General features: G+C 45.6%; 10 protein-coding genes, 1 pseudogene and 1 other annotated feature. Of the genes and pseudogenes, 2 read left to right on the top strand and 9 right to left on the bottom strand.

The window, feature by feature from the left end; all coding sequences use genetic code 11:
- A pseudogene (locus AC0TWI_RS08845) lies at positions 1-104 on the top strand (ATP-binding protein); the annotation flags it as partial.
- A 792-nt stretch (positions 105-896) separates the two neighbouring features.
- On the opposite strand, the gene AC0TWI_RS08840 reads toward AC0TWI_RS08845, so the two are convergent.
- Complete coding sequence (locus AC0TWI_RS08840; protein ID WP_488125977.1) at positions 897-1055, bottom strand: hypothetical protein; 159 nt, start codon at positions 1053-1055, stop codon at positions 897-899.
- Positions 1056-1548: 493 nt separating this feature from the next.
- Here AC0TWI_RS08840 and AC0TWI_RS08835 point away from each other — a divergent pair, with 493 nt between their 5' ends.
- Positions 1549-1983 carry a hypothetical protein gene (locus tag AC0TWI_RS08835; protein ID WP_488125976.1) on the top strand — a complete coding sequence of 145 codons (435 nt, stop codon included), beginning with the start codon at positions 1549-1551 and terminating at the stop codon, positions 1981-1983.
- Positions 1984-3025: 1042 nt separating this feature from the next.
- Here the strand turns inward: AC0TWI_RS08835 and AC0TWI_RS08830 are convergent.
- From AC0TWI_RS08830 to proB, 8 genes are all read right to left on the bottom strand, one after another.
- On the bottom strand, positions 3026-3625 hold the full coding sequence (locus tag AC0TWI_RS08830; protein WP_488125975.1) for a response regulator transcription factor: 600 nt from the start codon (positions 3623-3625) through the stop codon (positions 3026-3028).
- Entirely contained in the window at positions 3622-4746 is a 1125-nt protein-coding gene (locus tag AC0TWI_RS08825; RefSeq protein ID WP_488125974.1) for a sensor histidine kinase, read from the bottom strand. Before AC0TWI_RS08825 ends, AC0TWI_RS08830 begins: the two co-directional genes overlap by 4 nt.
- Positions 4747-4825: 79 nt before the next feature.
- Positions 4826-5869 (bottom strand): Delta(5) desaturase DesA, encoded by a 1044-nt coding sequence (gene desA / locus AC0TWI_RS08820; protein ID WP_488125973.1) that lies wholly within the window; start codon positions 5867-5869, stop codon positions 4826-4828.
- 170 nt (positions 5870-6039) lie between these two features.
- Positions 6040-6894 (bottom strand): dimethylarginine dimethylaminohydrolase family protein, encoded by an 855-nt coding sequence (locus tag AC0TWI_RS08815; RefSeq protein WP_488125972.1) that lies wholly within the window; start codon positions 6892-6894, stop codon positions 6040-6042.
- Between the two features lie 67 nt (positions 6895-6961).
- Entirely contained in the window at positions 6962-8536 is a 1575-nt protein-coding gene (locus AC0TWI_RS08810; protein WP_488125971.1) for a 2-isopropylmalate synthase, read from the bottom strand.
- Positions 8537-8589: 53 nt separating this feature from the next.
- Positions 8590-8829, bottom strand: a binding site (T-box leader).
- Positions 8830-8912: 83 nt separating this feature from the next.
- Entirely contained in the window at positions 8913-10007 is a 1095-nt protein-coding gene (locus AC0TWI_RS08805) for a branched-chain amino acid aminotransferase (protein WP_488125970.1), read from the bottom strand.
- 119 nt (positions 10008-10126) lie between these two features.
- A complete protein-coding gene (locus AC0TWI_RS08800; protein ID WP_488125969.1) occupies positions 10127-11374 on the bottom strand; it encodes a glutamate-5-semialdehyde dehydrogenase in 1248 nt (415 codons plus the stop codon).
- A 17-nt stretch (positions 11375-11391) separates the two neighbouring features.
- A complete protein-coding gene (gene proB, locus AC0TWI_RS08795) occupies positions 11392-12486 on the bottom strand; it encodes a glutamate 5-kinase (protein WP_488125968.1) in 1095 nt (364 codons plus the stop codon).
- Between the last annotated feature and the right edge of the window lie 110 nt (positions 12487-12596).

The raw sequence follows: 12596 nt of genomic DNA, 5'->3' as shown, positions 1-12596 counted from the left end.
TGGACAGACTCCTTCATCGGGTCGAAGTAATCCACCTGAATGAGGACAGTTATCGAATCAAACACAGAAGCACCATATTCAGAGAAGAACATGTTCAATCCTAGTTAGCAAAAAGTGTTCAAAACTACTTGACGGTAACAGCAAACCAATTAAATCGGCATCCCCGTCTCTATTGTTCTCCGTTCTGTGATAAACAAAGTTGTCTAAAACAAAAAATCCATTTAGTCGTAAATACCAATATGCAAGTTCTTCCCCATAATTTTTCATGTCATGACTGTTCTCCTATATTCTCTCTTAGGTAATCCTGATTAATAGCTAACTACAGGAATATTATAACATGTAAAAAAATAGAACGAGATTTTTTGCTTCTATACTCCAATTTAAACCTTCCTCCTTTCCCTTTCTACGCGGTCGATACTTGTCGCCTTGAACACATTCAAAGAGCTTCTTTGACAAATGTATATACTCTCGCTGCTGTGTATTTCAAGCCTGCCACCTTTAACCCACTAAGAGCATGTATGGGTGTTCCTCCTTTCAGTCCTAATACCTCTTTTATGAATAAATAAGTTATTATGTTACTTTTACGGAAAAATAGTTATCAACGCAAAAAGAGCAGATACAATAGCTTCTACCACATAGTTGCTATCATCCTGCTCCCATAATATTATTAACTGATTTAGTAATTCATTAAATTATCTTCTATTGCCTTGTAATTTGGTTTCACATTCTCATAGTAGTATGTCTTCGACAATAGTTTGCTTGCTTTCTCTTCCATAAAAAATGTAGCAATAATCGTGTCTATTTTTTTGTCTTCTTCGACACTCTCAACAGTTAATACTAGACTATTACTGTCGCCTTCAGCCTTGGGAACGTTGACCTAGATGTAAAATGGTGTTTTATGCTTGCCTATTTGCTCTGTTGCCTTTGCTATATCCAAAACACCAAGAGCGACAAGTTTGTCTATTTATCCTTTGTCTGTTACTATCACAACCATACTTAGCTAGTAAATCTTTAACATCCACTTTAACATCTAACAGTCCCTTGCGTTTGGTCATACAAAAAAACCTCCTATATCGTTAAATAGTCGATATACGGTGTAATTTCTTACATGACCGTTATACTGACCGTTTCACTAAACGATATAAGAGGTTGATTTGACGGGCTTATGTACCCATTTTTTTAGCGTCCCAGGAGAGATTCGAACTCCCGATCGACGGCCTAGAAGGCCGTTGCTCTTTCCTGCTGAGCTACTTATCGAATTAGTGATTCGGTCAAATTACGTACTTAGACCGAGATTCAAGCTTGAAGCAAAGCCATGTTTGTTTCGTTCTTAACTCCATTTCGTGTGTCTGTCAGATGTCACAAATACCCTACCTCAATATCAGAAATCGTGACGCCTCCAAAGCTCTCTTTTTTTTACAAACAGTCAATAATTTTACCAATCATCGAATAACACTTCTTTAATTACTATTATTTATCAACAACGCTGAAACTTTTCGAACGTTTATTCGTATGAATATTAAAGTATTTCCAAAGGTGGTCTAAACAATGAAAATATTCTTTCGAATTACCCTGTTATTTTTAGCTGTTTTGTGTTCACTAACATTATTATCGCAACTTACACATTATCCTTTGATATTATTAATCATACTAGCCGTAATCGGAATGGCAGGGCTTTTGCTTCAGAAAAAAATATATAATAAGTTTCTTCAACAGTTCAGGTTTATCTACGATACATCTAACCTAGAAGTTCCCAATTTGATAAAAAATATAAACGCTGCAGGAATGGAACTTGCTTTTATTTTCATCCTTGCTTCAATAGGTGCTAATCCTGTTACTGATTTAATCGAAGGTAAAATAAAAACAACCTTCTCATATAATACACTATTCTTTGAATTGGCATTAATTTCTATTTTTTTTGCTATTATTCCTACCCTTATTTATATTATTTATCATTTCATAAAGAACCCTGAAGAAAATTAACTGGACAAGCTAAGACAAATGAATGTCTTAGTTTTTTTGTTCATAACCCATCTATAGCAAACGTAAGTCAAGAAGCCTATTTTCATTTTATGCAACATTAGGCCCCATAGAGCCACAAGTAATTTAGAAATATCTATACTTCTATGTAAATTATGATAATAATTATTAAAAGTAGAAGTCAAGCCTATAGTAATTATCTAAGTTATCTAGTCTGGATAGGAAAAAATCCCCCTATTTCATTCGCAAATTGATGTAAGGGTAAACAATCTATATTTACATTGTGTTTATTTTGTTTCTAGAGTAGAAGATTATGATAATGAATTTATAAATTTTTCACTTTAACCCCTATTAAAACAATAAATCCACTTTTACATTAATAGATTGCTAAAACTTAGATTTTTACTATCAATTATTAAAGCATTTACTTAAGAATGATTTTAGAGTCTTTAAACGTGTGAGCTTTGTCTGATTTGAAACAATCATTGAACCTATCACCGATAAGTTGTATCTACTTTTATATCCTCCAAATATTCTACATACGCTGCCTTTTGGAAATGTGGACTATAGTTTCATAACCCTTTATTATAAGCTCTCTATAGCCACATGTTTTCATTTGTTGAAGAATAATAATCAATGCATCCTCAATGCTTTTTGAATCATTAACTTTTACCTTGGATTGTTGCGGTATGATTTCGACTTCCTCTGTATCAAAATCTACATCAAACAAACCCGATTTCTAAGTCATAATAAAAAATCCTTCATCTTGATTGAAATAGAAGTTAATTCCGGAACTATAATCACGTATAAAAAAAGGGATTCTGCATCGATGAACGAAGCCCCGACCGAATCCCTAATTTCTCACAAACCTTTATGTATTAAAGGTTTGAGACTGTTAAACTGTACGTCCCAGAAGGGAATAGAACTCCCGAGCGAATGTCCTTCTATGTGACCGAAGACTGACACAATCCCAGACGGGGAGGGGGTGCATAGAGCCATCTACCAGTCAATCCCCAAGCCTCATCCCCTCAAGCACCCTCGCCTTCTATTTAAACCAACCCTTCTTCTTCGACTGGGCAATCGCTTCAATCCGGTTGGTGACTTCGAGTTTATCCATGATCTGCGATATATAATTGCGGACAGTACCCGTTTTGATGCTCAGTTCGTCGGCGATTTCTTTTGTGTTGAGGCCGTCCGCGACAAGTTCCAGAACGGCTTTTTCCCTTTCGGTCAGCGGGTTTTCTTCGCTGTAGAGATCGTCCATCAATTCAGGTGCATACATCCGCCTGCCTGCCATGACGGCTCGGACGGAGCTTGCGAGTTCTTCGCTCGGGCTGTCTTTCAGCAAGTAGCCTTGGACGCCGGCACGGATTGCCCGCTGGAAATATCCGGTTCTCGCAAAAGTGGTCAGAATGATCACTTTGCAGCCGGTGTCCTGGATTTCCTCGGCCGCTTCCAATCCGGTTTTTTCCGGCATTTCAATATCCATGATGCAAATATCCGGCGAAAGGCTGCGGACAAGTTCCACTGCTTCTGTTCCATTCGCCGCTTTACCGACCACTTCCATGTCCTCTTCCAGACTTAGCAGTGATCCGAGTGCCCCGAGCATCATCCGTTGGTCTTCTGCCAGTACGATTCTGATCATGATTCCACCGCCTTTCCTTCCTGCCCTTTCACTTTCGGTACGGTCATGATGACGGTTGTGCCTTTCCCCGTCTCAAGTTTCAAGCTTCCATTTACAAACTCAAGCCTCTCCCTCATTCCAGAAAGTCCGTTTCCCGGTTCAAGTTTCTCGCCGAGTCCGCGGCCATCGTCACTCACTGTCACAGTCACTTCCCGTTCATTTTGTTCGATGATGATGTTGCAAGCCGATGCGTTGCTATGCTTCACGACATTCGTTACCGCTTCTTTCAAACACATGCTTAAAATGTTTTCAAGGAAAAGGTTGACGTTTTGCAGCGGAGGGTTATAACTGGCAGAGTAGCCGATTCCTGCCGCTATCAAAATCTGCTCCACCATCACCAGTTCGTCCCTAAGCTTGATTCCTCGCATAGCTGACACCATATTCCGCACTTCGTTCAGTGCGGTCCTTGCCGTCTGCTGGACATCCTTCAACTCCGCCTTCGCCTGTTCCGGATCTTTATAGACCAGTTTTCCGGCCAGATCACTTTTCAAGCCGATCAGCGACAGCTTTTGCCCTAGCGTATCATGCAGGTCTCTGGCAATCCGCTGCCGCTCCTCCTGTTTGACCAATTCGGCAATCCTCGTGTTTGCGACTTCGAGCTGCGCTTCCAGTTTCTCCTGTTTTTTTCGATTGAAGACATTGAACGGGAGAAGGATAACAGAGATATAAATGATGACAATGAACGGGATCTGTTTCAAAAAGAGCGGATCCTGCATGACGAGATTGAAATTGATCGATGCAGTGGTTGCCACGAGATGGATGATGTACAAGGTTAGAAAGGCAATCCGGTTTTTGATGTTTCCGTTATAATACGCGATATAAAATGCAAAATAGATAAATTGAAAAAGAATCGTCATCGTAATGGATATGGCGATCAAAATGCAGGTCCATAAATAGACCGGCCAGCGCTTAGAAAGGAAGGCGAGCCGGAAAACAATGAAAAACAGGCCGGTCAGCACGATTCCCGTAATGGTCTCAATGATGGATGTAGACTGGAATATAAAATAAAACGGCAGGATTGTGAAGATGCTCCAAATATAAGGCGAAATGCCTGACAGCTTGCTTGCGATTCGTTTCTTCATCTTTTTCCTCCGTTCCGATAAATAAAAGGCAAGCCCTCCATGCCATCATACCACATGGGGGCTTGCCTGCCTTGCCAATTCAGGATTTTGCGGTTTTGACTGAAGGTTTCACTTTCGTTCTCTTTTCATTTTCCATGCTTTTGATTTCGCTGAAGCTGATGAATTGTTTCTCTTTTTCATCCCATAGCTTAAAGCGAAGTGATTTCAAGCTTGTCTTCAATGTAATCGTCGGGACGTCCTGGAAGGTTTCATGCTTTTCATGCAACTCTTCCAGATAATAATTCGGCACACGCGGGCTCAAATGGTGGATATGGTGAAAGCCGATATTGCCGGTCAGCCATTGAAGCACTTTCGGCAGTTTATAGTAAGAGCTTCCGTCCATTGCCGCTTTGACAAAATCCCACTGATCCTGCGTCTCGTAATACGTATCCTCAAATTGATGCTGGACATAAAAGAGCCAAATGCCGAGAGAACCGGAGAGGAAGAAAATCGGCCCCTGGATGAGCAGAAATGCCTGCCAGCCGACGATCCAGCACACCAGTGCAGCTGAGGCCACTATCAGAAAGTTCGTCAGATAGGTGTTTCTTCGCTCTTTCGGTTTTGCGGTTTTTGTATTGAACCGGTACGCGATCAGAAACACGTAAATAGGTCCAAGCACAAACATAACGAAAGGATTACGGTAGATTCTATAGCTGAGCCTTCTCCATTTCGAAGCTTCCAAATACTCGTCCACTGTCATTACCCATACATCGCCGATCCCACGCTTGTCGAGGTTGCTGCTTGTTGCGTGATGGATCGAATGGCTGTGTTTCCACTGTTCGTAAGGGACAAGCGTCAGAACACCCGTGATGGTTCCTAAAATCCGGTTGGCCCGCCTGTTTTTGAAAAAGGACATATGGCAGCAATCATGGAAAATGATGAAAATCCGCACGAGGAATCCTGCTGCGACTGCACTGATGGCAAGCGTCAGCCAATAGGAAACGGACATGCTTTTCAGCGCCAAATACCAAAGGGCGAAAAACGGCAAAAGGGTGTTTACAATCTGCCAGATGCTCGTTCTCAAATTTGCTTTTTCATATGGAGCCACTTGTTTTCTCATACTTTTATGGTCATGGAATGACATATACGTACCTCCCTATAAAACTCTGTATCTTTAGGATAAGGGAAGAATTCGTTTTCATACAGGCATAATTGTCATGAGAAAAACATGACACTTGTCATGGTGATTGGAAACCGCAACCAGTTGGATAGAAAATAGTCCATCCGCACACCGGATGGACTCTGTGATTTATATTATTTTCGGTACACCGGCAGTGAGCAGCAGCGGAATGAGCCGCCGGACTTGATGATTTCCGACATGTCCACTTCCAGCACATTAAAATTCCGGCTGCGGAGACTCCGGTTCACTTCTTCGTTGACCGGCAGGCTTAACACCTTCTTGTCGCCGATCGACAGAACGTTCGTACCGAGTGTGAACTGTTCTTCCTTCGACACTTCGATCAGCTTGTAGCGTGAATCGAGCATCGACAGTGTTTCCCGGTCAAGCGCTTCCGGGAAAACGAGTGCATCCTTTTCGGAAAGGATGTTGAAAACACAATCAAGATGCAGGTATTCCTCTTTGAACGGCACCGGCACTATTTGGTGGTCAGGCAATTTATTAATCAGTTCAACGATCGCCTCCCCGTTCGTCCGGCTGCTGACGCCGACATAAACGGTGTTGCGGTCGACGATGACATCGCCGCCTTCGATCGTGCCGTGTGTCAACTGCTCAAAGGGAATCTTTTCGTGCTGCAGTTTTTCGGTGAGCACGTCTTCTTCTCCCTGCCTGATTTCCGCAGCCATTTCCCCGACAAACACTTTTTCCCCGATCGTAAAGCCAATGTCACGGGTGAATACTTGCTCTGGAAACTCTTTCCGGGGCGGAAGAAGGGTGACATGCACCCCATTATCTTCAAGTGTCGCAGCAAAAGCTTGATGTTCCTTCAACGCCCTGTCCGGGTCGATATTTTCATCCGCATATTGTTTCTGCGTTTCATTAATGATGTCTTTGATTTCCATATGTGTCGGCGGGCAGAGAATCACTTTTTGTAAAGCATCATACTCGCTGTTGCAAAAAGCGGCGCCTCGCCGGTCGGATACGATAGTCATGAACGGCCTCCTGTTTCGGTATAACTACTGACTGTTCTTTACCCGTTTTGGATCAGCCGCAAACTAATCAAGAGAAAGTCGCAGGCAGTAAGTGTTCAACGACAATCGTGTTGATCGCATTGATATACGCCTCAGCGCTCGCCTTAAGAATGTCGGTATGCGATGCTTTGGCGATATATGTTTCACCCTGGAATTCCACTTGGATTTTTACTTTGCCCAAAGCTTCTTTCCCCCTCGAAACACTTCTTATGTCGTATTGAACGAGCTTCACATCAATACTGCATGCGTCCATGATGGCGGAATATAAGGCGTCGATCGGGCCGGAGCCAGCCGCACTTCCTTTTATCGATTCACCAGCTTTCTTTAGTTCAACGCTGGCAAAAGGGAACTTTGAATTGCTGACGACTTGAAGGTCAAGTAATTCGTAAAAGTGGTCGCTGAAATGGTGGACGTCCTCCTCCATCGGGTTATGCTTCTTGTAATGGTTCTCAATGATCACATAGAGATCATGGTTGTATACTTCTTTTTTGGCGTCGGCCAATTCAAGAAAATCAGCAAATATGTCTTCGAACTCCGCTTCTTCAAACGGCTGCATGCCTAATTTTTGAAAAGCGGTTTTTACGGCATGTCTTCCGGACCGGGCAGTCAATACAAGCTCCATGTCATCAAGCCCGATATCGGCAGGCTGAATGATTTCATACGTATCTCTTGATTTGATCAGTCCATCCTGGTGAATGCCCGAAGAATGGGCAAACGCATTTTCGCCGGTAATCGCTTTATTCACTTGGACGTCCAGCCCCATAAAACCACTTACCATCCTTGATGTATTCATAATTTCCTTCGTCTGTATATCCGTGTATGCTTGGTAGATTTCAGGACGCGTATGGAGGGCCATCACGACTTCCTCCAAGGATGCATTTCCTGCCCGTTCTCCGATTCCGTTGATTGTGCACTCCACTTTGTCCGCGCCATTTTTAATGGCTGCCAATGTATTGGCTGTCGCCATGCCCAAATCGTTGTGGCAGTGGACACTTAACAGCACTTGATCATTCAAATTCTTTAAGCGGTCATTGATCCGATAGATCAAGTGGCCGAATTCCTCCGGCTCAGCGAACCCGACGGTATCGGGCACATTGATCATCGTCGCTCCCGCTTTGACAACCGCTTCAATCGTTGCCCATAAATAGTCAAAATCAGATCGGGAAGCGTCTTCTGTTGAATATTGCACATCCGGAAGCAGTGTTTTGGCGTATTTGACAGCCTCCACTCCAATATTCATGATTTCGTTTTTCGATTTGCCGAATTTCTTTTCTGCGTGAATGTCCGATGTGCCCAAAACGATATGGATAAGCGGATTTTCAGCATATTTTACGCTTGAATAGACTGCATCGATATCTGACTGAACGGCCCGGGCTAAGGCGGTAATGATCACATCATCCTTGTTCCCTACCTTCATCGCGATTTCCTTGACAGCCTGAAAATCGCCGGCGGAGGATGAGGGGAATCCCGCTTCGATCATATCGACTCGGAGATTTCTTAATTGCTTTGCGACCTCAAGTTTTTCATATAAATTCAATTTCGCACCCGGCACTTGTTCTCCATCTCTCAACGTCGTGTCAAACACCCATATTTTCTTTGTCATCGGAAACCACTCCTCTGTTCATGATTAAAATAAAAAAGCCCCGTCTCTATAAAAATAGAGACGAGGCGTTGCTCGCGGTACCACTCTAATTGGTTATGATTGATCATAAACCCACTTGTTTTCAGCGGCCATCACCGCCTATCTTAATAACGGAAGAAATCCGGCATCCCTTACTGTTGGTGTTCAGGGACCAGCTCTTGGATGAGTTCAAAGGGGTTAACTGCCGGTTTCCACCACCCACCGGCTCTCTAAAAGTTTATAAGCCTTTTACTAGTTCCAATCTTTGCTTTTTTGTATGGAATTATAGGCTATACTAATACAGCCGTTTCGAATAGTCAAGCGCAAATTTTCTGAAGCATGCGATTTTATCAAATCATTATTTGGCGGCTGCCTGCGGTACATCGATGGAGACTCTCCAGCCGAACGGGTCTTCTTCCTTGCCGGTCTGGATGCCGGTCAAAACATCATACAGTTTCTTTGCGACTGGTCCTGTTTTGCCGTCATTGATCGTCCAGTTTTCGCCTTTCCAGGCGAGCTCACCGATCGGGGAGATGACTGCAGCCGTGCCCGTGCCGAATGCTTCTTCCAATCCGCCGTTTTTATAAGCCTCTGCAAGGTCTTCCATCGAAATTCTTTTCTCTTCCACATCCATGCCCCAGTGTCGGAGCAGCTCAAGCACCGATTTGCGCGTGATCCCTTCAAGGATGCTTCCGCTCAAGGCAGGAGTGACGATCTTGCCGTTGATTTTGAAAAAGACGTTCATGCTGCCGACTTCTTCAATGTATTTCTTTTCTTTTCCGTCAAGCCAGAGGACTTGCGCGAAGCCTTCTCTTCCTGCTGCTTCCTGGGCCTTCAACGCACCTGCATAGTTGCCGGCGGTCTTAGCGTTGCCTGTTCCTCCAACAGCCGCACGGACATATTCGCTTTCGACGGCGATTCTGACCGGGTTGATGCCTTCTTTGTAATAGGCGCCGACCGGGGACAGGATGATCAGAAATGTATATTTTTTGGACGGGGACACCCCGAGATATGGTTCAGTTGCAAAGATGAATGGGCGGATGTAAAGCGATGTGCCCGGAACGTCTGGTACCCACGCCTGGTCGAGCATGATCAGCTGGTACAGCCCATGGAGCGCCAATTCTTCGTCGATATCCGGGATGCACAGCCTGTCGCATGAACGGTTCATCCTTTTCATGTTCTCGTCAGGACGGAACAATACGATTTCGCCTTCGTCCGTCTTGTATGCTTTCATCCCTTCAAAAACGGTTTGCCCGTAATGAAAGACAATCGCTGCCGGATCAAGGACAATCGGCTGATAAGGAATGATGCGGGCATCATGCCAGCCCTCGCCTTCCGTATAATCCATTGCAAACATATGATCCGTAAAATGAGTGCCGAAAGACAGATCATGGAAAGATGGTTTTTGCTTCAAGTTGCTGGCCTCTTGTACTATTATTCGTTCGTCTTTCACAAGGACATCTCCTCTTTTTCATTCTCGTTGCCAAATGCATTATTTGGATACCATTCATTGTAGCATATGTTTGCTGAAAATTCCGTTTTGTTGTACGAAAAACAAGAAATTTTGCAGTCTTATTTTCTAATTTGGCCGTCTCCATAAATAAAATACTTGGAGGAAGTCATCGCCGCAAGTCCCATCGGGCCACGCGCATGCAGCTTCTGGGTGGAGATGCCGATTTCCGCTCCGTAGCCAAACTCGAATCCATCTGTAAATCTAGTTGACGCATTATGATAGACACAAGACGCATCGACACGGGAAAGGAACAGTTCAGCATGAGCTGGGTCCTCGGTGATGATGGCTTCCGAGTGCATGGTACCGTACTTGTTGATATGCTCAATTGCCTCCTGGACGCTGTCCACCGTTTTGACGGCGACGCGGAGATCGAGATATTCTTCTTCCCAATCTTCTTCCGTTGCCTTTTCGGCAAAAGGGCATGCAGCTGTGACGGTTTCGTCTCCCGCAATCTCGACTTCTTGTTCATGGAGCTTTTCCAGCAGCGATGCACCGTGCTCCCGGAACCAGACTTTTTCGATCAGGATGGTTTCAACCGCATTGCAGACAGACGGACGCTGGCATTTCGCGTTGATCACAATCTCTTCCGCCATTTCCGGTTTCGCCGTCCGGTCGATAAAAATATGGCAATTGCCTGCGCCTGTTTCGATTACCGGCACGCTCGCTTCCCGGATGACGGTTTCAATAAATTTCTTGCCTCCGCGCGGAATGAGCACATCGAGATACTGGTTGAGCCCGAACAGCTCCTTCGCCGTTTCCCGGTTCGTGTCCTCGATCAGTCCAACTGCCTCCGCAGGAACCGCACTTTTTGCCAGCGCCTTGTGGATTGATTTTACCAATGCCTTATTGGAATGAATGGCAGATGAGCTGCCGCGCAGAATGACGGCATTGCCCGTTTTTAGCGAAAGGGTCGCCGCATCGACCGTCACATTTGGCCTTGCTTCGTAAATCATCCCGATTACCCCGATCGGCACCCGTTTGCGGACCATTCTTAAACCGTTGTCCTTTTCAATCGTCTCAAGCGTCTCGCCGAGCGGGCTCAGCATCGCAGCCAGTGTGCTGACCGCTTCGGCCATCGCCTGCAGTCTGTCCGGATTAAGCAAAATCCGGTCGAGCACCGCTTTTGGCAGGCCATTTTTCTCGCCCTCATCCAGATCCCGTGCGTTTTCCCGCAAAATCTCTTCTTCGTCTTCAAGCAATTGGGTGCTGATCAAGCGAAGCGCTTCGTCCCTTGCTTCCCCTGCAGCTGCCGCAAGTTCAATGCTCGCTCGCTTAGCTGCCTTTCCTTTATTGATCACTTCTGACATGTCATCTTCCCCCTCATTTATATTTTCACCCACCGGTTGCGGTGGATCACTTCCACTGTCGGCATGACCGGATTTTTGCCGCTCTCCCCTTTTTGGATGGCCGCTTTCAGTTCATCCGATGAATAGCCGACCTCTCCCTTGCCGAGCAGCCCAACTGATCCATGAACTTCGACGACATCTCCTTTTTGGAATGTTCCCTGAACTTTGAACACACCGGGAGCAAGCAGGCTTTTACCGTTGTAGAGAATCGCCTCTTCCGCCCCTTGATCGACGAACACCTTGCCGGCGGCCTCGGAATGGATGGCAATCCATTGTTTACCGGTTTTGACCGGGACAAGACCCGGCTTGCCGATGTAGGTGCCGTCGCCTCTCAACTCCAAAATATCAATCAGCTTCCGCTCCCCCTCCCCTTTTCCGATAAAAGTAGGAACACCGAGCGAGAGGGCTTTTTTTGCGGCGAGCAGTTTGGACTTCATGCCGCCTGTCCCCGCCTTGGATCCGGCCCCGCCTGCCGCCTCCAGCAGGATGTCCGGAATTTCTTCAAGCTTGTCAAGCCGGCGGGCAAGCGGGTTCATCCGCGGATCGGCGTCATACAAACCATTCACATCCGTCAAAATGATCAGCCTGTCAGCATGCAGGAAGCCGCTCACCAGCGCTGACAGCATGTCGTTGTCGCCAAACGTCAGCTCCTCGACGGAGACCGTATCATTCTCGTTAATAATCGGGAGAATCCCCCGTTCGAGCAGTTCTTCGAACGCCGCAAACGCATTCCTGAATCGCTCCCTGTTGGAAAAATCACTTCTCGTCAGCAAAATCTGTGCAGGGATCAGGCCGTAGGCGGCAAAGCTTTCAATATAATATTGGATAAGCAGGCTTTGCCCGACAGCCGCGGCTGCCTGCCGTCCTTTGATTGTAACCGGCCTGGAAGGATAGCCGAGCCGGGCGAATCCGGCAGCGACCGCCCCAGAGGACACTAGGATCACCTCATGCCCAGCATGCCGCAGCGCGGCAATTGCCCGCACATGGTCCTGGAACCTCGCTTCATCAATGCCCCCCCGCTCGTTTGTCAACGAACTGCTGCCAATCTTTACAACAATCCTCATCTTCTTCATTCTCCTGCACCTCGCCACATCATGATCGAACGGCCCAGCCGATAAGAAAAAGAGCCCTCCCGTCCCTATGAGTTAGGGACGGAAGAGCTCTCTTCCGCGGTACCACCTTA

It is taken from the genome of Lederbergia sp. B243.17 (genome assembly GCF_057657925.1).
Note: the sequence above shows the minus strand (reverse complement) of the source record. Positions and strands in the feature narration are given on the sequence as shown.